The organism is Streptomyces lydicus (genome assembly GCF_000717345.1).
Lineage (GTDB): Bacteria > Actinomycetota > Actinomycetes > Streptomycetales > Streptomycetaceae > Streptomyces > Streptomyces lydicus.
Map to the genome: position 1 here is coordinate 52,809 of NZ_JNZA01000012.1, position 20,596 is coordinate 73,404.

The 20,596-nt window shown below is 73.4% G+C and carries 17 protein-coding genes and 1 pseudogene; 7 read left to right on the plus strand and 11 right to left on the minus strand.

The genetic code is table 11. The annotated features are described in order from the left end of the window. The first annotated feature begins 136 nt into the window (after positions 1 to 136). Together pdxA and OO62_RS12785 are read left to right on the plus strand one after the other, a co-directional pair. Positions 137 to 1,192 (plus strand): 4-hydroxythreonine-4-phosphate dehydrogenase PdxA, encoded by a 1,056-nt coding sequence (gene pdxA, locus OO62_RS12780; RefSeq protein ID WP_033267471.1) that lies wholly within the window; start codon positions 137 to 139, stop codon positions 1,190 to 1,192. Continuing rightward, the gene (locus tag OO62_RS12785; RefSeq protein WP_033267472.1) at positions 1,189 to 2,490 is read left to right on the plus strand and encodes an MFS transporter; all 1,302 of its coding nucleotides are present in this window, start codon (positions 1,189 to 1,191) and stop codon (positions 2,488 to 2,490) included. Before pdxA ends, OO62_RS12785 begins: the two co-directional genes overlap by 4 nt. Positions 2,491 to 2,572: 82 nt before the next feature. On the opposite strand, the gene OO62_RS12790 is transcribed toward OO62_RS12785, so the two are convergent. Then, complete coding sequence (locus OO62_RS12790; RefSeq protein ID WP_033267473.1) at positions 2,573 to 3,400, minus strand: methyltransferase domain-containing protein; 828 nt, start codon at positions 3,398 to 3,400, stop codon at positions 2,573 to 2,575. A 301-nt stretch (positions 3,401 to 3,701) separates the two neighbouring features. Between OO62_RS12790 and OO62_RS12795 the strand changes: the two genes are divergently transcribed. Beyond that, positions 3,702 to 3,956 (plus strand): hypothetical protein, encoded by a 255-nt coding sequence (locus tag OO62_RS12795; protein ID WP_033267474.1) that lies wholly within the window; start codon positions 3,702 to 3,704, stop codon positions 3,954 to 3,956. 75 nt (positions 3,957 to 4,031) lie between these two features. Here OO62_RS12795 and OO62_RS12800 read toward each other — a convergent pair whose 3' ends face one another. Next, a complete protein-coding gene (locus OO62_RS12800) occupies positions 4,032 to 4,541 on the minus strand; it encodes a MarR family winged helix-turn-helix transcriptional regulator (protein ID WP_033267475.1) in 510 nt (169 codons plus the stop codon). 52 nt (positions 4,542 to 4,593) lie between these two features. Here OO62_RS12800 and OO62_RS12805 point away from each other — a divergent pair, with 52 nt between their 5' ends. Then, positions 4,594 to 5,295 (plus strand): TIGR03086 family metal-binding protein, encoded by a 702-nt coding sequence (locus OO62_RS12805; protein ID WP_248782275.1) that lies wholly within the window; start codon positions 4,594 to 4,596, stop codon positions 5,293 to 5,295. A gap of 91 nt (positions 5,296 to 5,386) precedes the next feature. Continuing rightward, positions 5,387 to 6,454 carry an isopenicillin N synthase family dioxygenase gene (locus OO62_RS12810; protein WP_033267476.1) on the plus strand — a complete coding sequence of 356 codons (1,068 nt, stop codon included), beginning with the start codon at positions 5,387 to 5,389 and terminating at the stop codon, positions 6,452 to 6,454. A 7-nt stretch (positions 6,455 to 6,461) separates the two neighbouring features. On the opposite strand, the gene OO62_RS12815 is transcribed toward OO62_RS12810, so the two are convergent. Further along, complete coding sequence (locus tag OO62_RS12815; RefSeq protein WP_033267477.1) at positions 6,462 to 7,289, minus strand: alpha/beta fold hydrolase; 828 nt, start codon at positions 7,287 to 7,289, stop codon at positions 6,462 to 6,464. A 19-nt stretch (positions 7,290 to 7,308) separates the two neighbouring features. After that, positions 7,309 to 7,572, minus strand: a complete 264-nt coding sequence (locus tag OO62_RS12820; protein WP_157850138.1) for a hypothetical protein — start codon at positions 7,570 to 7,572, stop codon at positions 7,309 to 7,311. 305 nt (positions 7,573 to 7,877) lie between these two features. Between OO62_RS12820 and OO62_RS12825 the strand changes: the two genes are divergently transcribed. Next, a complete protein-coding gene (locus OO62_RS12825; RefSeq protein ID WP_033267479.1) occupies positions 7,878 to 9,125 on the plus strand; it encodes a cytochrome P450 in 1,248 nt (415 codons plus the stop codon). A gap of 49 nt (positions 9,126 to 9,174) precedes the next feature. On the opposite strand, the gene OO62_RS12830 is transcribed toward OO62_RS12825, so the two are convergent. The 4 genes and pseudogenes from OO62_RS12830 to OO62_RS12840 form a co-directional block, all read right to left on the minus strand. Then, entirely contained in the window at positions 9,175 to 10,404 is a 1,230-nt protein-coding gene (locus OO62_RS12830; RefSeq protein WP_051733070.1) for an MFS transporter, read from the minus strand. 117 nt (positions 10,405 to 10,521) lie between these two features. Beyond that, complete coding sequence (locus OO62_RS12835) at positions 10,522 to 12,327, minus strand: M4 family metallopeptidase (RefSeq protein WP_033267480.1); 1,806 nt, start codon at positions 12,325 to 12,327, stop codon at positions 10,522 to 10,524. Between the two features lie 411 nt (positions 12,328 to 12,738). Beyond that, a pseudogene (locus tag OO62_RS41705) lies at positions 12,739 to 12,993 on the minus strand (AraC family transcriptional regulator); the annotation flags it as partial. 166 nt (positions 12,994 to 13,159) lie between these two features. Then, positions 13,160 to 13,501, minus strand: a complete 342-nt coding sequence (locus OO62_RS12840; RefSeq protein WP_033267481.1) for a hypothetical protein — start codon at positions 13,499 to 13,501, stop codon at positions 13,160 to 13,162. Positions 13,502 to 13,914: 413 nt separating this feature from the next. On the opposite strand from OO62_RS12840, the gene uvrA reads away from it, so the two are divergent. After that, a complete protein-coding gene (gene uvrA, locus OO62_RS12845) occupies positions 13,915 to 16,422 on the plus strand; it encodes an excinuclease ABC subunit UvrA (RefSeq protein WP_033267482.1) in 2,508 nt (835 codons plus the stop codon). Between the two features lie 40 nt (positions 16,423 to 16,462). On the opposite strand, the gene OO62_RS12850 is transcribed toward uvrA, so the two are convergent. From OO62_RS12850 to OO62_RS12860, 3 genes are all read right to left on the minus strand, one after another. Then, positions 16,463 to 16,648, minus strand: a complete 186-nt coding sequence (locus OO62_RS12850; protein WP_234386233.1) for a hypothetical protein — start codon at positions 16,646 to 16,648, stop codon at positions 16,463 to 16,465. Between the two features lie 123 nt (positions 16,649 to 16,771). Beyond that, positions 16,772 to 17,659 carry a PP2C family protein-serine/threonine phosphatase gene (locus OO62_RS12855; RefSeq protein WP_033267484.1) on the minus strand — a complete coding sequence of 296 codons (888 nt, stop codon included), beginning with the start codon at positions 17,657 to 17,659 and terminating at the stop codon, positions 16,772 to 16,774. Positions 17,660 to 17,873: 214 nt separating this feature from the next. Next, the gene (locus OO62_RS12860; protein ID WP_033267485.1) at positions 17,874 to 20,594 is read right to left on the minus strand and encodes a fumarate reductase/succinate dehydrogenase flavoprotein subunit; all 2,721 of its coding nucleotides are present in this window, start codon (positions 20,592 to 20,594) and stop codon (positions 17,874 to 17,876) included. Positions 20,595 to 20,596: the final 2 nt, after the last annotated feature.

The window sequence follows — 20,596 nt, forward strand, 5'->3', positions numbered from 1 at the left end:
CGCCCACCGTACGCACGCGCACGGAACCCTCGCCCCGTACGCCGCACGCCCGCGCCTCGTCCGCCCGCCGTACGCGCGGGCCCGCCCTCCCCGTCCCCGAGCGCACCGTAGCCACCGCACCCCGAAAGGCGACGTCATGACTGCCCCTCAGCCGGCCCCCGACCGCCCGTTGCCGGTCCTCGCCGTGACCCTCGGCGACCCCGTCGGCATCGGCCCCGAGATCACCGCCCGCACGCTCGCGGACCCGGCGAGCACCGCGCTCGGCCGCGGACTCGCCGTCGGCGACGCCGCCGTACTGCGCCGCGCCGTCGACGTCTGCGGGCTCGACGTCGAGGTCCGCGCGGTCGGCGCGCCCGGTGAGGCGCGGTTCGAGCCCGGCACCATCGATGTGCTCGACCTCGGTGTCGCCCCCGCCGACCTCCCCTGGGGCACCGTCGACGCGGTCGCCGGCCGCTCCGCGGTGGCCGCGATCGAGGCCGCCACCCGCGCCGCGCTGGCGGGCGAGGTCGACGGCATCGTCACCTCACCGATCAACAAGGAGGCCATCTGGGCGGCCGGTTCGCAGCACCTCGGCCACACCGAGATGCTCGGCGAACTGACCGGCGCCGCCCACTTCGACACCATGTTCGTGGTCCGCGGCCTGAAGATCTTCTTCACCACCCGCCACCTCGCCCTGCGCAAGGCCCTCGACCAGATCACCGAGGAGCGGGTCGCCGCGAGCATCCGGCACGCCGTCACCGCCCTGCGCGTCTTCGGCCATGACACGCCCCGCCTCGCGGTCGCCGCGATCAACCCGCACGGCGGCGAGGGCGGCCACTTCGGCGACGAGGAGATCACCGTGCTGCGGCCCGCCGTGGAGAAGGCCGCAGCAGAGGGGCTGGGCGTCGTGGGCCCCCTCCCCGCCGACTCGGTCTTCCACCAGGGCCTCGAAGGCCGCTTCGACGGGGTGCTGTCCCACTTCCACGACCAGGGCCACATCCCCGCCAAGACCGTCGACTTCGACGGCACCGTCTCGGTCACCGTGGGCCTGCCGATCCTGCGCACCTCCGTCGACCACGGCACCGCGTTCGACATCGCGGGCAGCGGCCGCGCCTCGCACGGCACGATGGCCGCCGCCTTCCGCGCCGCCGCTGGCTTCAGCCGTTTCACCGACCGGATCCGGGCCGCCTACGGAACGGCAGCCGCCCGATGACGGACGCCCTCCCGCACCCCGTCCCCGCCAAGCGCTGGGCGTACGTCATCCCCGTCGCCGCCATCATGTACATGCTGGCGTACCTCGACCGGAACAACGTCTCCGTCATCCTCCCCTACATGCACGGCGATCTGGCGCTGTCCAACGCCGACAAGGGGCTGGTCGGCGGCGTCTTCTTCATCGGCTACGTCTTCCTGCAGATCCCGGCCGCGATCCTCGCCCAGCGCTGGAGCGCCCGGAAGACCGTGCTGATCCTCATGCTCGCGTGGGGGCTGGCGGCCTCGCTGTCCGGGCTCGTCCAGACCAAGTCGCAGTTCTACGTGGCCCGCTTCGTCCTGGGGCTCTTCGAGGGCGGCGTCTGGCCCGCCGTGCTCATCCTGCTCGCCTCCTGGTTCCCGCTGCGCGAGCGCGCCCGCGCCAACGCCCTGTGGATGGCCTGCCTGCCGCTGTCCTCCGTACTGATGGCACCGCTGTCCGGCTGGATGCTCGACCACGCGAGCTGGCGGTGGGTCCTGGTGTTCCAGGGCCTGCCGCCCCTGCTGTGGGCGGTGGTCTGGTGGTTCACGGTCGCCGACCGGCCGGCGCAGGCCCGGTGGATCTCCCGCACCGAGGCCGGCCACCTGGAGCGCGCCCTCGCCGCCGACGAGGCCGCCAAGCCGCCGTCGGGCAGCGGCTCCTACCTGGACGCGGTCAAGCAGCGGCCGGTCCTGGTGCTGATCGGCGTCTACTTCTTCTGGATCACCGGTTTCTACGGCTTCAACCTGTGGCTGCCGTCGGTAATCAAGGAGCTGACCCACGACGGATCCGCCACTGAGGTGGGGCTGCTCACCGCCCTCCCCTTCACCGTCGCGCTGATCGTCATGATCGCCAACGCCGTCTGGTCCGACCGGACCGGCAGGCGGCGGCAGGCGGTGGCCGTGCCGCTCGTCGTGGGCATCGCCGCCCTGCTGCTGGGCCAGGCCGTGGACGGCGCGCTGCCCCGGATGCTGCTGCTGTGCCTGACGGCCGCCGCGCTCTACGCGCCCTACGGGCCCTTCTGGGCGATCCCCGGCGAACTGCTCCGCTTCGAGGTGGTGGCCGTCGCCATGGGCCTGATCAACGCCCTCGGCAATCTCGGCGGCTTCGCCGGGCCCTACCTGGTCGGCTGGCTGACCGACGCCACCGGCTCCAGCGTGACCGGCTTCGCCGTGCTGTCCGCCTTCCTCGCAGTGGCCGTCGTCCTGGTGGCCCTCGGACTGCGGCCGGTCACCCGTACGGAACGCCGGCCGGCCGTGCTGACGGCGGAGGAAGGGGCCTGAGCGGGGCCGTCGGCTCACGCACCGTCAGCCGGCGGCCCGTCCCGTCGACTCAGGTTGTTGCGTCAGCCGGCGGCCCGGCCCGTCACGGGCGGCGTCCCCACGCCGAGACCATCGGCGCGGTGGTCAGATCGAGCGTCCCACTGGCGACATTCGCCAGATGGCGCTCGATCTCCTCGTCCGTGGCGAGGCCGGCCGCCACCAGCCGGCCCCGGATCTGCCGAACGGTGGCCGATTCGAGGACGGTGCAGGCCGGCGAGGTGATCGGGAAGTACGCATCGGCCCGGACGTCCGCCAGACCCGCCTCGCGCAGCAGCCGGGGCAGCGTCCGCCCGTAGGCGAGGTCCGCGCCGCGCTCCGCCATCAACTGCCGGAAGCCGGACCGCAGCCGGTTGGCGAGCCGTTGCGCGGGGCCCGATTCGTCCGGGCACAGCAGCGGCTGCAGACCGGGGTCGGCGTCCTCCAGCAGCAGCCGGCCGCCGGGGCGCAGCGCCCGCACCATCCGGCGCAGCGCCTCGGCCCGGTCGCTGACGTGGACCAGGACCAGCCGGGCGTGCACGAGGTCGAAGCCGTCGGGCGGCGGGGGATCGGCGGCCACGTCGTGCTGCCGGACCTCGATCACGTCACTGGCGAGCCCCCGGGTCCAGGACACGTCGAGGTCCGTGGCCACCACCTTCCCGGACGGACCGACCCGCTCGGCGAGTCCGGCGGGTACGGACGGGCCGCCGGCGCCGACCTCCCAGCACCGCATGCCCGGGCCGATGCCCAGCGCGTCGATGTGCCGGAAGGTCACCGGGTCGAACAGCTCGGCCAGGGCGTCGAACCGCTCACCCGCCTCCGTCTGCCGGTTGTCGAGGAGGTAGCCCTCCCCGGCGTCGTCCCTGCCGCTGTCGTCCCTGCTGTCCGCTGCCATGCGAGGAGCATCGCAGAGCGGCCGGGACGGTGAGGTTGCGGTCCCTCGCCCCGGACGACCGCACCAGCGGTGAACAGGCCCTCCGCCGCTACGCGTTGGGCGTGCGGCTGCCCTGCTGCGGGCGGCCGCGCCGACCCTCGGGCCCGCTCGCTGTCCGCCTGACCGGCCGGGGCCCGAAGGACAAACCGACGGTGCGTTACTCCGAGTCGCGCAATTAATGATGAGTCAGGTTTTAGACGATTCTGTGAAGGTGATCCCTGAAAAGGTCGATATACCCCTTTGAGTCTCCTGAGGAGCAAACATGCGCATCCGCGCCGCGATCGCCGCCAGCGCCCTGGCCACCACCATCGTCATGGGCGGTGCGAGCGCCGCCCTGGCGAACGGCAAGGACCGCCACCACGGCCACCACAAGCACTACAACCACCACCGCGGCCACGGCCACGGCCACTACGGCGCGTGCTGGCTGTCCGCGGGCGTCTACGAGCACGTCGGCCCGGCCTTCAGCGAGGGCTGCGAGCGCGGCGGCATGGGTTGGGGCGACCGCGACTACAAGTAAGTCGCGCAGCCATCCCGCCGGTGCCGGCCGGACGACCACGGGTCGCCGGCCGGCACCGGCAGCTGTGTGAGCGGGTCAGTGCGGGCCCTTCCGGCCCGTGGTGCGTTCCGGCTTTCCCGGCGCCAGTTCCGGCAGGGCGGACAGTGTCTCCAGGGACCTGAGGAAACCGGACCGGTCCGCGGCCGGGAGCCGGGCGAGCAGCCGTTCCTCGCCCTGCTGGATCGCCGACTGCGCGGCGTCCCGCAGCCGCCGGCCCTCGGTGGTGAGCGACAGCAGCCGGGCCCGGCGGTCCTCGGGGTCGGGCTGGCGGTGGATCAGCCCCCGGGCCTCCAGGTCGTCGAGGACGGCGATGATGCGGGTCTTGTCCGCGCGGATGGCGCCGGCCAGCGCGGCCTGGGTGCGGATCGGGGTCTCCTCCAGGTGCAGCAGCACCGTGTACGCCCACATCGTCAGCCCGTGGGCGTCCAGGACCGGCTGCTCGGCGGCCATCAGCGCGCGCCCCAACGGCACGATCATCGCTGCCAGGTCGGGACGGGCCGGCCGTCCTTCGGAGGTGGCGCCGTCGTCGGCTGCGTTCTCGGCCATGGCCAAGAAAATACCCGTTGACAATTGATGTGCTGGAGCAGATCGTAAGCGCATGCCTATGAATTCTGCCGCGCCGTCGACTCCGCGTGCCGCTCCGGACGCGGGCGCCGTCGACGCCACCGCGCCGCCCGCCACCGCACCCCGCCCGGACCTCGCGCACCTCACCTCGCTGCACGCCCGCGCGGTCCGGGACAGCGTCACCCTCGTCCGCCGGGTGACCCCCGACGACCTGCCCCGGCCCACGCCCTGCTCGGCGTGGACGCTGGCCGGTCTGCTCGCCCATATGACGGCCCAGCACCACGGGTTCGCGGCGGCGGCGCGCGGCGACGGCCGGGATCCGGCCCACTGGGCGGTCCACCCCCTCGGTGCCGACCCCGTCGCGCGGTACGCCGCGGCGGCCGACGAGGTCATGGCCGCCTTTGCCGCCGTCGGCACTCCCGACCAGCCCTTCACCCTCCCCGAGTTCACCACCGCGCGGACCTTCCCCGCCCACCGGGCGATCGGCTTCCACCTCATCGACTACCTGGTGCACAGCTGGGACGTCGCCCGGACCCTGGGCCTCGATTACGCACCCGGCCCGGCACTTGTGGAGGCCGCCCTCCCGATCGCGTACGCCGTCCCGGACGACGACTCCCGCCGCACCCCGGGCAGCGCCTTCCGGCCCGCCCTGGCTGCCGCCGCCCACGCGGCGCCCCTGGAACAGATCCTGACCGCCCTCGGCCGCTCCCCGGACTGGCCCACACCCCTGCCGTGACGGCCCCGGCCGTCTTCCGGCGGCCGCGGCCCGGCAGGACAATGCTGCACGACGCCCCGGAGCGGGTGCCGGCGAGGAAGGACCTCATGCGATGAGCGGGACCACAGGCGCCGCCGTCGGCGGACGGTTCGCCGTGCCCGTCGTCGACATCTCCGGCTGGAGCGGAGGCACCGCGGCCGGACGCGCGCTGATCGCGGCAGACGTCGACCGGGCGGCGAGCACCGTCGGCTTCTTTCAGGTCCGCGGGCACGGGATCCCCGACGGCGTGGTGCGGGACTTCGCGGCCGCACTGGACGCGTTCTTCGCGCTTCCCCTGGAGGAGAAGAAGCGGCTGCGTCCGCCGTCCCCCGGCGTCAACCGCGGATACACCCCGCCGCGCACCGAGCAACTCAGCCTGAGCCTGGGCGTGGCGGCGGCCGCCGAGGACCTCTTCGAAGCCTTCAACGTCGGCTCCGAGGCGACCTCCTTCCCCGGCCTGCGACTCCCCGAGGCGCACTACCCGGCCAACATCTGGCCACCGGTGCCGGGCTTCCGGCGGGCGGTGGAGGAGTGGTGCGGCCGGGCCGGCGCCCTCGCCCGGCGGCTGACCGGGATCTTCGCCTGCGCGCTGGGGCTGGCGGAGCACTACTTCGTCCCGTTCACCGATCACTCCCTCGACGTCCTGCGGATGAACCACTACCCGCCGCCGGAAGCGGACCACGTCCCCGACCGCGGCCGGATGGGCATGGGCGCGCACACCGACTACGGCATCGTGACCGTGCTGTGGGCCGACCGCGTGGCGGGGCTGCAGATCCTCGACGACCGCGGCGGCTGGCACGACGTGGTGCCGGAACCCGGCTGCCTGCTGGTCAACCTCGGTGACCTGCTGGCCCGCTGGACCAACGACCGCTGGCGGTCCACCCTGCACCGGGTGCTGCCCCCGATCGACGGCGAGGGGCGGCTCGTCCGGCGCCGCTCCGCCGCGTACTTCCACGACGGCAACTGGGACGCCGAGATCACCGCGCTGCCCGGCTGCGTCCCGGTGGGCACCGAGCCGCGGTACCCGCCCACCACGGTCGGCCGGCACCTCGCGGAAAAGCTGGCCGGTTCGCGCGCCGGGCAGCTCAACGAGAACTCCCCCCGGGAGGCTGCCCGGCTGCGGAAGGCCGACAACGGCTGAGCACCGTTCAGCCGTTGAGGAACGCCAGCAGATCGGCGTGGAATTCGTCCTTGTACGGGGCGACCGCGAACAGGCCGTGCGGCGCGCCCGGATAGACCCGCAGCGTGGAGTCCCGCACCAGCTTCGCGGACTTCTTCCCGGCGGCGACGAACGGCACGATCTGGTCGTCGTCGCCGTGGATGATCAAGGTCGGGACGTCGAACCGCTTGAGGTCCTCGGTGAAGTCGGTCTCGGAGAACTGCTTGACGCAGTCGAAGGCACCCTTCAGGCCGACCTGCATGCTCCAGAACCAGAACGCGTCACGGATCCCCTGCGAGACGGTGGAGCCGGCCCGGTTGGCGCCGTAGAAGGTCTCGCTGAGGTCCTTGTAGAACTGCGAGCGGTCGGCGGCGACGCCGGCGCGGATACCGTCGAACACGTCGATCGGCAGCCCCTCCGGGTTGGCGTCCGTCTTGAGCATCAGCGGCGGGACGGCCCCGAGCAGGAGGACCTTGGCGACCCGGTCCGTGCCGTGGCGGCCGATGTAGCGGGTCACCTCGCCCCCGCCCGTGGAGTGCCCTACCAGGGCCGCGTCCCGCAGGTCCAGGAACGTCATCAGCTGCGCGAGATCGTCCGCGTAGGTGTCCATGTCGTTGCCCTGCCAGGGCTGGCCGGAACGCCCGTGGCCGCGGCGGTCGTGGGCGACGGCGCGGAACCCGGCGGCGGCGACCAGCTTCATCTGGTCGTCCCAGGCATCCGCGTTGAGCGGCCAGCCGTGGCTGAACACGACGGGCCGGCCGGAGCCCCAGTCCTTGTAGAAGATCTCGGTGCCGTCGGTGGTGGTGAACGTGGCCATGGGGCGTCGGGTCCTTTCGTCAGCAGGGGTCCGACGGCGGGGCGGTGCCCCGTCGTCTGCGGGCGCCGGCGACCAGGCCCGCGCCCGCGAGCACCGTCAGTCCGGCGAGGGTGCCGACGCCCATGAACACCAGGGGCTTGGTCACCGCAGCCCGGTCGGGCTTCGCGGCCGGCGCGGCGACGGCGGGTACGGCGACGGTGCACCACACCGTGAGGAGCGCCGCCACGAGGACGCACCCGCGGCCGAGGCGGCTCGGCCGGGCAGTTGAAGCCGGTGTGGCCATGCGCATCTCACTCTTTCCGTTCGCCAGGAGGAGGCCGGCCGGGCGCGGCGGCCGGCGCGGCATCGTGTGCGGGGCGGCCGGATCGGACGGCCGCCGGCTCCAGCGTTTCCGGCCTCCGCCGAAGGGGCGTGCCGGGGAGGGCAGGAGAGTGAAGAGGGTCCACCGACCGGGTGAGGCGGGCGGGCAGGGCACATGTCCACGGCCGCGCGGGCTGCGCCGGCAGCGCGGCGGTGCGCCCCCGGCGCCCCGGCACACCGGCCGTGCACCCTGTACCGGTCGCGCACCGGTCCCTAGCGTCGCGCGGTGTGACCACCATCCCTGAGGCTCCGGACATCCTGTCACCCGAGTTCGCGGCGGACCCCTACCCCGCATACCGCATCCTGCGCGAGCACCACCCGCTGCTCCACCACAAGGGCACCGACAGCTATCTGCTCTCCCGGTACGAGGACGTAGCACGGGCCTTCCGCGACCCGGTGTTCACCACCGACAACTACGCCTGGCAGATGGAACCGGCACACGGCGGCCGCACCCTGCCGCAGATGAGCGGCCGCGAACACGCCGTACGACGCGCCCTGGTGGCCCCCGCCTTCCGCGGCCGGGAGCTGCGCGAAACGTTCCTGCCGGTCATCGAGCGCAACGCCCGCGAGCTGATCGACGCCTTCCGGGACGCCGAGGAGGCCGACCTGGTCGAGCAGTTCGCGACCCGCTTCCCGATCAACGTGATCGTCGACATGCTGGGCCTGGACCGGGCCGACCACGACCGCTTCCACGGCTGGTACGGCGCGGTCGTCGCCTTCCTGTCGAACCTCGCCCAGGATCCCGGCGTCGCGGCGGCGGGCCGGCGCGCGGGCGAGGAACTCGCCGCGTATCTGCGCCCGGTCCTCCGGGCACGGCGCGCGGCGCCCGGCGACGATCTGCTCTCCAGGCTGTGCACCGCGGAGGTCGACGGGGTCCGGATGGACGATCAGGACATCACCGCGTTCGTCAGCCTGCTGTTGTCCGCGGGCGGCGAGACCACGGACAAGGCCCTCGCCCTGCTCTTCCGCAACCTGCTGGCGCACCCCGACCAGCTCGCCGCGGTGCGCGCCGACCGGTCGCTGATCCCCGCGGCCTTCGCCGAGACGTTGCGGTACACCCCGCCGGTCCAGATGATCATGCGTCAGCCCGCGGCGGACGTCACGCTCAGCGGCGGCACCGTCCCCGCGGGCGCCACGGTCATCTGCCTGATCGGCGCCGCCAACCGCGACGACAGCCAGTACGCCCGGCCCGACAGCTTCGACATCTTCCGCACCGACCTCAACCCGGTGGGCGCCTACTCCGCCGCGGCCGAGCACGTCGCCTTCGGCCTCGGCCGGCACTTCTGCGTGGGCGCGCTGCTGGCCCGGACCGAGGTGGAGACCGGCGTCGGCCAACTCCTCGACGCCTTCCCGGTCATGGAGTTCGCGGACGGTACGGCGCCGGGCGATGACGGGGTCTTCACCCGTGGTCCGCGAGCCCTGCGGCTACGCCTCGGGCGGGACGTGGCGCGGTCGGGGGCCGCGGGGGCGGTCTGAGCCCGCGGGCGCGGCCCGTGCCACCGGCGCCGGCGTCGTGGCCGGGCCGTCAGTCGTCGTCCGTCGGCGGCCGGCGCAGCACGTACAGGCCGACGGCGACGGCCACCGCGATCACGCAGGCGGAGAAGGTCAGGCCGGCGCCGCGCAGGCCGAGTTCCATGGTGAGCGCCCCGACGCCGACGACCGGCAGCGAGATGCCGAGGTAGGCGACGAGGAAGAAGGCGGAGATGGTGCCGCCGCGGTGCTCGGGCGGCGCGGCGTGGCCCACGGCGGTCAGACCGGCGCGGAAGGCCAGCCCCTGGCCGATGCCGCCGCAGACCGCCCCGGTGACCAGCACGGGCAGCGAGGTCACGGCCAGCGACGTGGCCACCAGCACGAGTCCGGCCACCAGCACCAGGCAGCCGGCCGGCAGCGCTGTGCGGACGCCGATCCGGCCGGACAGCGACTGCCCGACGGTCGAGCCCAGGAACACCGTGAAGACGACCGCACCGGCGACCGCCAGGTTGTGCACGCCCAGGGTCTGGCCGACGAAGCTCGGCGCGATGGCGGTGAACAGGCCCAGGAGCGCGAAGCCGGCGAACGCGGCGATGGCGGAGGGGGCGAAGACGCCCCGCACCTCGTGCGGCAGGTGCAGACGCTGCGGCCGGAGCGAGCGGGGGCGGCGCGGACGGCGGACGGTCTCCGGCAGCAGCCAGGTCGCCCCGGTCGCGAGCGCCACCAGGCCCAGGTGCACCAGGAACGGCAGTTTCAGCGGCCACGGCGCGTACTGCGCCAGCAGGCCGGACAGCAGCGGACCGCAGCCGAGGCCGCCCATGTTCGCGGCGGTCGCGGCGAACCCGGCGTGCGCCTCCTGGCCCGGCTTCGCCAGCTCCAGCACGGCCGCGGTGGCGGCCCCGCTGAACAGCCCGGCCGCGAAGCCGGACAGCACCCGCCCGAGCAGCAGCATCGGCAGCCCGCCCTCGAAGAGGAAGCACAGCGCGCTCGCCGCGGACAGCCCCAGGGCGCAGAACAGCACCGGGCGCCGGCCCACCGTGTCGGAGACGTTGCCCGCGAGGAGCAGCACGGTGATCACGCCGAGCGCGTAGACCGCGAAGACCACGGTCACCATCAGTTCGGAGAACCCGAGCTGCTCGCGGTAGAGCCCGTAGAGCGGAGTGGGCAGCGTCGTACCGGCCATGCCGATGGCGAACACGCCCGCCGCCACGGGGTAGCCGGGACGCCGTCCGCCGCGGCCCGCGCCGGTCTCGAGGGGATGTCCGTCGTCGCGATCGGTGATCATGGCGTCAAACGTAGGCGGGGGCGGCCGTGCCGTCGAGGTTCACCGGACGGACCGGCGGGGCGGGAACGCACGGTGCCCCCGCCCGGAGGCGGGGGCACCACTGGGGGCGAAGCCCGCTCAGTGCTTGGCCGACGGCTTGTTGGCCGCCGTCACGTTCACCGCGGCCCAGGACTTGTCGACCGCCTTGTACTCGGCGCTCCCGGCGCCGTACAGGTCCTTCGCCGCACGCAGCGTCGCGCTCCGGGCGTCGTGGAAGTCGGTCGTGGAGACCATGTACCGGGTGAGTGCCTGGTAGAAGATCGCGGTCGCCTTGCTCCGGCCGATGCCGGTGACCGTCGAGCTGTCGTAGGTGGGGGAGTCGTAGGCGACGCCGCCGATCGTCTTCTTCCCGCTGCCCTCGGCGAGCAGGTAGAAGGCGTGCGAGGAGACGCCGGAGCCGGCGTGCACCTCGGTGTCGTAGGACGCCTTCGACCAGTAGTCGACGGTGCCCTCCAGCTTGTCGAGGGACGGCTTGTCCAGCCGGCGCAGGAACTTCTGCGCCAGGCCGAGCTTCTCGCCCATCAGGTAGTTCGGCGGGTTCTTCGGGTTGTTGGTGGAGAACTCCACCGCGCTGCCGAAGATGTCCGCCAGCGACTCGTTGAGGGAGCCGGGCTCACCGAACTGGTTGCCCTCCTCGTCGACGCGCGTGGGCTGGAGGTTGGCGGTCGCGTCGACGACGCCGTGGGTCAGCTCATGGCCGGTGACGTCCAGGACGACCAGCGGCTTGGCGAACGTCTGGCCGTCGCCGTCGCCGTAGAGCATGCAGCCGCACTCCGAGGACCAGAAGGCGTTGCCTATCTTCTTGCCGAAGTGCACCAGGGCGTGCGCCCCGCGGCCGTCGTTCTTGATGCCCTTGCGGCCGAAGGTCTTCTTGTAGAAGTCCAGGGTGCTGGTGATGCCGTACTGGGCGTCGACCGCGGCGGTGGTCCGGCTGCTGGTGGTGCCGTTGCCCCAGCGGTTGGTGGTGCTGGTGAACGCCTTGCCGCTGGTGAACTTCTCCAGCTCCTTGTCGCCGGCGTCCCGCGTCTCGGTGTTGCCGCGCGTGGGGTCCTTGAGGGTGTAGGACTTCGCCGCGGTCCGGGTGGTGGTCAGCGGCACGCTGCCGACGAAGAAGGACGCGCCGGAGCCCTTGGCCGCGGCGGGGTAGCCGGCGGTCGCCGCGGCCGTGCCGGTGGCGGGCGGCTCGGGGGCGAGCAGCCGGGTGGCGGGGTTGAGCCGCTCCCCGCGCTTGCGCAGCTTCTTCTGGAGAGCCGGCGACAGGAACGAGTCGTTGGCCGGGGTGTTGCTGAGCACCGCTCCGGTGAACGCGTCGAGGACGACGGTACGGATACCGCCGGCCTCGTCGGTACGGCTGTCGCTGACCTGCACCTGGTAGGCCAGGGTGGTCCGGTCGTCCCGGGCGTCCACGACCAGCTCGGCCTCGCCGGCCTGGCCCTCGGCCACCGCGGCGGCCTTGGAGCGGGCCTGACCTGCCGACAGCTTCGGGTCGGTGGCGGACATGTCGAGCTGGTGGCGGTATGCGCGGGTCACGCCCTCGTAGGCGGACTTGGCGGTCAGGTGGACGACGAGGTCGCCGCCGAGCACCGGCAGCCCACGGTGCGTACGGACGAAACGGACGTGCTTGCGGCCGTCCCGGTCCACCATCGTGTCGACGGCCTTGAGGGTGTCCTTCTTGCCGACCCCGGTGGCCGAGGCGTGGGCGAACGCGGCGGTGCGGGCGGCGTCGACGACCTTGGAGAGGGAGGGCGCGGCGGCGGGTGCGGCGGCCGGAGCCACCGAGGTGGGGGCGGAGGCGGCGGTGGCCACGCCGGCCGTGAGGGTCGCCGCCGTCGTCACCGCGACGGCTATCGCCAGGCGGTGCCTGCGTATGTGGGGTCTACGCACTACTGAGGGTCCTTAGCGCTGCGGGGGCGGTCGACTGGCCAACCGCCCGTACACGCGGAGCTGTTGTGCACCGCGGGGACCGGGTGGCCCCGCGCAAACCCTCTATGGCCTGGCATGAGCATGTAAAGCGAAATGATCGGAATTAAAAATTCGTGGTTCAAATTTGACAATTGGTCACCTTTGGGTAGCCGCAAGGTGACCAAAAGTGCTCTGCCCCAGGAGACATGGGACGGCGCGAAATGGTTGCTCGGCGCCGGAAAGAAATGCCGGCGGCTACCGGATCCCGCCCCGGCCTTCGCGTGTCAGGGCAGGAGACGCCCTAAAAGGGGGAGTTCGTCCGGTCTGTTCGCCCGGTACCGAAGGTCCGGCGGTAGGTGCCCGGCGTGGCGCCGAGGGCGGCACGGAAGTGGCGGCGCAGATTGACCGCGGAGGAGAGCCCGACCCGGGTGGCGACGGCATCCACCGGCAGTCGACGAGCATCGAGTAGCCGACGGTGGTGGGCAGCGGCCCGGGGTGCGCGGCACAGACGCGGAACGCATGGGGCATCGCGAGGCCGGGCCGGACGGTGCCGAAGACCTCGGAGGCACAGGCGAGTTCGAAGGGCGACTGCGGCGGATTGAGCGACTGCGGCGGATTGAGCAGGGCGACCACGCGGTGGCGGTTCACGGCAGGAAGATATCCGCGGGTGCCATTCCGGACTCCGGCACCGCATGCGCCGGGAATCCGGCGCCTACCCGGTGGTCATCCCGGCCCGGCCCCCACCGGTGCTCACCCGGAGTGGGCCGACACCGCCCACGGAGCAGGGACGCACGGGTGCTGGGGGGAGGTGCCGCTAGGAGTCACGGTGCTGGGGCGCCGGCCGGTCCGCCGACGCGGCCGTGCTCTGCGGGCCGAGCAGTTCCTCCAGGGACGCCTCGGCCCGTTCCCCGCCCCGTACGGCTTCGACGACCGCTTGGTGGAAGGAACGGCTGGCTTCCTCGGAGGGGCAGGGGACGGGACTGCCGGCCATGGTGTACCAGTCCGAGGACCCGGTGTGCTGCACGGCGACGTGCGCAAGATCTTCCGACCAGGTCGTATGGATGGTCAGGTCACCGTTGATCACGCCGATCTCTTCGGTGCGCACCGCGTTGGGCAGCGAGTGGATCCCGACGGTGGTCCAAGATGCCCAGGTCATGATGTTCCCCTCGGCGACAAGGGCTCCGGCCGGCGGCCGGGCGCGCTGTCTCAAGTCTGGCACCACCGGTGCGGCGGCGCACCGCATGCGGCGCCGGGAATTCCGCCCGACCCGGGATCGCCCCGCACCAGGCCGGGCCGCAGGGCGTCGCCGCAGCCGCGGCTGCGGAAACGGGTGTTTCGGTCACCCTGCGGAGTCAGCAGGCCGACGGGCCTCACGGACCCGCACGGGCGCGCGGGACTGCCCCCGGTGCGTCCCGCGCTCATGGGGCCTCCGCCCCGGTTTGAAGGTTGGCCGGCCACAACGCACGCGCCCCGCACCGAATTGCCTGTTCATGCCACATCGTGGCGCCCCTCCCTCGATGCGAGCGGCTCAGAACCTTCAATGGACGGTTCAATGACACGCTTGAAGCCATGGTTGCTTCGATCCACATCAAGGGCGCACGTCTGCACAACCTCAAGAACGTCACCCTCGACCTCCCCAAGAACAAGCTCGTCGTGATCACCGGCCTCTCCGGCTCGGGCAAGTCCACGCTCGCCCTCGACACCCTCCACAGGGAGGGCCAGCGGCAGTACCTCGAATCGCTCGGCATGGTCACCGGCTACGTCAGCAAGCCCGCCGTCGACGTGATCACCGGCCTCTCGCCGTCGATCAGCGTGGACCAGCACCTGACCAACCGCAGCCCCCGCTCGACCGTCGGCACGGCCACCGAGGTCTTCACCTACCTCCGGGTGCTGTGGGCGCGGATCGGCCACCGGCCGTGCCCCGGCTGCGGCCACCTCCTGCCGCCCTCGTACCGCGTCGACGGGGAGCAGATCCAGGACGACGACGCCGACGCCACCGGCCCCGCCCTGCCCTGTCCGCACTGCGCGACGCCCGTGCCCGAGCTGGTGATGGGCGACTTCTCCTTCAACAAACCCGCCGGCGCCTGCCCGGCCTGCACCGGCCTCGGCGTCACCGTCCGGGCCGATGTGCACCGGCTGGTCGACCACGACCGCGGTGTCGCCGACGGCGCCGTCCTCGGCTGGCACCCCGCCCTCACCGAACGCGCCCTGCCCACCCTGCACGCCGCCGCCCGGCACTACGGCTTCACCTTCGACGTCCGGCAGCCGGTCCGCGACCTCCCCGACGCCCCGCGCGCTCTGCTGCTGTACGGCGCCGACAGTCCGCAGTTCCGCCGCCACTTCCCCGACACCGCACCACCCGTCACGGTCGCCCGCGGTCGCTTCGAGGGCGTGGTCACGGCCGCGATGCGGCGCTACGCCCAGCGCATCGACGACGCCACCTACCGGGAGAAGGCCGAACGGTCGCTGCTCCAGGAGACCTGCCAGGACTGCCGGGGCACCCGGCTGCGCCCCGAGAGCCGGGGCGTCACCGTCGCCGGGGTGACCCTCGTCGACGCCGCACGGCTGCCGCTCGTCGCGCTCGCCGGCTGGCTCGACGCGCTCCGCGGGCGGGTCACCGCCGAGGAGTGGCTGCTCACCGAACCCGTCGTCGCCGACCTGCACGAGCGGGTGCGCCGCCTGGTGGACGTCGGGGTCGGGTACCTGACCGCGGAACAGCCGACGCCGAGCCTCTCGGCCGGTGAGGCCCAGCGGCTGCGGCTCGCCGCGCTGCTCGGCTCCGGGCTCACCGGAGTGCTCTACGTCCTCGACGAACCCACCATCGGCCTGCACCCCGCCGACTCCGCCCGACTGATCGAAGTACTGTGCCGGCTACGGGACTTGGGCAACACGGTGCTCGTCATCGAGCACGACCTCGACGTGCTGCGCGCGGCCGACCACGTCGTGGACGTCGGCCCGGGCGCGGGCCGCGACGGCGGCCGCATCGTGGCACAGGGCACCCCCGCCGAGGTCGCCGCGAACCCGGCGTCGGTCACCGGCGCCTACCTCGCCGGCCGGCTGGCCGTGCCCGTCCCCGAGACGCCCCGGCCCGGCGACGGCCGGGCTCTGGTCATCCGCGGGGCGCGGGCGCACCACCTCAAGGACCTGACCGTCCGGCTGCCGCTCGGCCAACTCGTCGCGGTGACCGGCCCCTCGGGCTCCGGAAAGTCGTCACTGCTGCTCGACATCCTGGGCCGCGCGGCCCGCCGGCGCTTCCACGGCGCGAGTGAACCGCCCGCGGAGCACGACGGGATCGACGGCTGGGAGCACCTGGACAAGGTCGTGACGATCGATCAGCAGCCGATCAGCCGGCTGCCCCGCTCGAACGCGGCGACCTACTCGGACGCCTTCACCCCGATCCGCGACGCGTTCGCCCGCACCGCGGCCGCCCGCGAACGCGGCCTGACCCCGGGCCACTTCTCCGCGAACGTCCCCGGCGGCCGCTGCGAGCGCTGCGAGGGCGCGGGCGTGCTGGCCGTACCGATGCACTTCCTGCCCGCCGTCGAGGTCCGCTGCCCCGCCTGCCGGGGCCGCCGCTTCCGGCCCGAGGTGTGCGAGGTGCGCTACGGCGGGCACGACATCGCCCAGGTGCTGAACGCGACCGTCGACGAGGCGCTGGCCCTCTTCGCGGACCTGCCCGCGGTCGCGAACCGGCTGCAGCGGCTGGCCGATGTGGGCCTGGGCTATCTGCAACTGGGCCAGCCCGCCACCACGCTGTCCGGCGGCGAGGCCCAACGCATCAAGCTCGCCAGGGAACTCGGGCGCCGGATCGCCGGCCGCACCCTCTACCTCCTCGACGAGCCGACCACCGGACTGCACGCCGCCGACACCGCCCGTCTGCTCGGCGTGCTGCAGCGGCTGGTCGACGCCGGCCACACCGTGGTCACCATCGAGCACAACCTCGACGTCATCCGCGCCGCCGACTGGGTCGTCGACCTCGGCCCCGTGGGCGGCGCGGCGGGCGGCACGGTGGTGGCCGAGGGCACGCCCAAGGAGATCGCGCAGGCGGCCACCTCGCGGACCGGGGCGTTCCTGTAGGACGCAACGCCCCGACAGCACACGGTCGTTGACCGTGGAATCAGTCGATGACGGTATGGAAGAAGGTGACACCGGCGCCGAAGGCGGCGCCGCCGACGAGGGTCGCGGACGCCAGGGTGCCGCCGTTGACGCAGGTGAGCACGCCGGCGCCGAGGGCGGTGAGGGCGCCGAGGAGAAGGATGACGGCGGCGCGCTGGCTCAGCAGTGCTGATCTGTTCTCGGACACATCAACTCCGATCTGCGCGGGAGCGAGGATCGCTCGGGGCGGATGCTGATGCTCTGGCCGATCATCTCATCCCCGGGCCCCTACAGCCGGTAACCCACGAGGAGTTTCGCGGATCGACCCCGCTCAGGCGGCCGGCCGGCGGGTGACCGCGAGCACCGCCATGTCGTCGTCGCGCGGCCCGCCCGTCCACTCCTCGACCTCCCGCACCAGGAGGTCGATGACCTCCTGCGGGTCCCCGAAGGGGCCGTGTCCCGCGAGCCGCGCCGAGGGGTCGAAGAACGTCCCGGTGTGGTCGCGGGCCTCGGTCACGCCGTCGGTGACCAGCAGCAGGGTGGCGCCCGGGGGGGGAATCTGCTCGCTCTCCCGCAGCAGCGCGCGCTCCATCCGTCCGGCCAGCGCGGGCAGCTCCGCCTCCTCCTCGGCCGCCTCGCGGAAGGCGCCCAGCAGCACCGACACCGCGCTCACCGCGCCCATTCCCTTCCCGCGGACGTCCGCGATCAGCAGCCGCACCCCGAAGGCCGTCCGCTGCACGGCGTAGGCGTCGCCGCCGATCCGGGCCTGGCTCTGCGCGGCCTGGTAGCGGGCCGCGACGGCCAGCGGACCGATGCGCCGCGGCGGCTCGGGCAGCACGGCGAGCTGCGCCGCCTCCGCGACCATCCGTACGACGTCCAGATGCCGTCCGTGGTAGGCGATCACCCGGTTGACGCCTAGGCCCATGAGCGCGGCGAACACGGTGTTGAGGAGCTCCAGATGGCCCACGACGTCGTGCGCGGTACCGTCCTTCACGGTCAGCGCGAAGACTCCGACGACGATGACGATGCCGATCACGAGGGTGTGCCGCAGGGTGAGCAGCGCACCGGCCGTCACGCTGGCCGCGGTCAGCATCGGATCGCCCCAATAGTCCTGCGGCGACAGTGCGTTCCAGATGAGGCCGGCGGTCACCAGGACCCCCGGAGCGACCTCGACGTACCGGGGCCACCTGGCGGGGTAGGCGGACGAGGGAGCGGTCATCGTGCTGCCCGGCGGCCCGTGCCGGGCGCTCAGCGGCCCTCGGTGCCGTGCGTCCCCGGGGACCGCCCGAGTACGCCGCCGGCGAGCGGGGCGCTCAGGTCGTCGTTGCGGTAGCTGGGGGCCATCGGGAACTCCTCGCGCGGTACGGACGCACCCTCGGCCCCAGCCTCCGACCGCCCCGCCCCGGACGCCACCCGTACGGCCCGAACGTGTGTCACCCCTTTGCCGGAAGCCGGGCGTAGGCGCGGACGTCGGCGTCCGGGTCGTCGGCGACCGAGGCCAGCGCCCGGGCGGCGGCCTCGTGCCCCGCGTGGGCGCGCAGCGCCAGCACCCCCGCCTTGCGGACGTCCGCGTGCGCGTCGGACAGGGCGGCGCGCAGCGCGGGGACCGCGAGCCCGGGGTCGGCGGCGGCCAGGGCCCTGGCGGCGCCGGCCCGGACCTGCCAGGCCGGGTCGCCCAGCGCCGTGACGGCCTGCGCGTCGTACGGCGGCGGGCAGCCGGTGGTGGCCAGCGCGCCGAGGGCCGCGGCCCGTACGAGGGGGTCCGCGTCGTGCACCAGCGCCGCCGGCCCGTCCGGGCCGCCGGCCGTGCCCAGGCCGTGGGCCGCGGCCACCCGGACCTCCCGCGAGGGGTCCTGCGCGGCCCGCCGCAGCGCGTCGGCGGCGTCCACGGAGACCAGGGCCCGGACGGCCTGGATGCGGACCTCCACGACCGGGTCGGCGAGCGCCTCGCCGAACAGGGCCGGGTCGCCGAGACGGAGGGCCCGCAGGACGTCCAGGGCCGCGGCACGGACGACGGGGTCGGGGCCGTGCACGGCGGCGGCCAGGGGTTCGCGCAACGCCGGCTCCGGGGTGAGCACCTCGACCAGTTCCCGCAGCGAGGCCCCGGCCGCCGCCCGCACGGCGGGATCGGGATCGGCGAGCGCGGCGGCCAGCGCCGGGCCGGTGCCGGCCGGCACGCTCTCGGTGAGCGCGTCGACGGCGGCGCGGCGTACGGCGGGGTCGGCGTCGGTGAGGTACGGACGCAGCGCGGTGAGGTCCGGCTGGTCCTCGGCGAGGGCGAGGAGCCCGAGGAGGCGCGGCGAGGGGGCGCCGGGCGCCTCGGTACGGGACGCCGCCGCGGCTCCGGGCCGCGCCCCGGACGCCGCCGAGCCCACCGGAGGGGTGTCCCGCCGCCCCGCCGTCGCGACCTGCTCGGGATGCACCTCACCGAGGAACCGGGAAGCGCCACCCACCGGGGTGTACTCCGCGACCGGTACCAGGTACGGCGCCACCGGGCGGGCGGTGAACTCCATCCTCCCCTCGGCGGATTTGCGCAGGTCCAGATGGTGCAGCCAGGTGTCGTCGTCGGTCTGCGGATGGTCGGTGCGCTGGTGGTACAGGCCCCAGCGGGACTCGGTCCGGGCCAGCGACGACCGGGCGGCCATCTCGGCGCAGTCGCGGATGAAGCTGACCTCGGCGCAGCGCATCAGCTCGTGCGGGGTGCGGGCGCCCATGCCGTCGAGGTCGGCGCGCATCCGCTCGAAGTGCTCGACGGCCAGCGACAGCCGGGCGCCGCTCTTGGGCGGGGCGACGTAGTCGTTGACGAAGCGCCGCAGTTTGTACTCGACCTGCGGCTGGGGCGGGCCGTCGGGCCGGCGCAGCGGCCGGTAGACCAGCTCATGGGCCGCCCGCAGTTGATCTGCCGGCAACTCGCCCTCGTACGCGGTGAATTGAGCGGCGTCGGCGCCCGCCAGGTCACCGAAGACGAACGCGCCGATCATGTAGTTGTGCGGGACGCAGGCCAGGTCGCCGGCCGCGTACAGCCGCGGCACGGTCGTCCGGGCGTGCTCGTCCACCCGGACGCCGGACGCCGAGTGGCCGCCGCACAGCCCGATCTCGGAGATGTGCATCTCCACGTCGTGGGTGCGGTAGTCGTGCCCGCGCCCGGCGTGGAAGGTGCCGCGGGTGGGGCGCTCGGTGGTGTGCAGGATCGTCTCCAGCGCGGCGACGGACTCCTCGGGCAGGTGACTGAGCTTCAGGTAGACCGGTCCGCGCTCGGACGCGACCTCGGCCGCGAACTCGGCCATCATCTGCCCCGACCAGTAGTCCGACTCCACGAACCGCTCGCCGTGCCGGTTGACCTGGTAACCGCCGAACGGGTTGGCGACGTAGGCGCAGGCCGGGCCGTTGTAGTCCTTGATCAGCGGGTTGATCTGGAAGCACTCGATACCGGTCAGCTCGGCGCCCGCGTGATACGCCATGGCGTAGCCGTCGCCCGCGTTGGTGGGGTTCTCGTACGTGCCGTAGAGGTAGCCGGAGGCGGGCAGGCCGAGCCGGCCGCAGGCCCCGGTGGCGAGGATCACCGCCCCCGCCCGGACGGTCACGAAGCGGCCGGTGCGGGTGTGGAAGCCGGCCGCCCCGACCGCCCGGCCGTCCGGGCCGGTCAGCACCCGCACCGGCATCACCCGGTTCTCGATCCGGATCCGCTCGCGCATCTCGCGGCGCCGCAGCTGCCGGTAGAGGACCTTCTTGACGTCCTTGCCCTCCGGCATCGGCAGCACGTACGACCCGGACCGGTGCACCTGCCGTACCGCGTACGCGCCGTGCTCGTCCTTCTCGAACTTCACGCCGTACGACTCCAGCCGCTGCACCATCGCGAAGCCGCGGGTCGCGGTCTGGCGGACGGTGGACTGGTCGACGATGCCGTCGTTGGCGCGGGTGATCTCGGCGACGTAGTCGTCCGGCTCCGCCCGCCCGGGCACGACGGCGTTGTTGACGCCGTCCATGCCCATCGCCAGCGCGCCGGAGTGGCGGACGTGCGCCTTCTCCAACAGCAGGACGGACGCGCCGCGTTCGGCTGCGGTGAGCGCCGCCATGGTGCCGGCGGTGCCGCCGCCGATGACGAGGACGTCGCAGGAGCGCTCCTCGGCATCGGCGAGTGCGGGGATCTCCATGC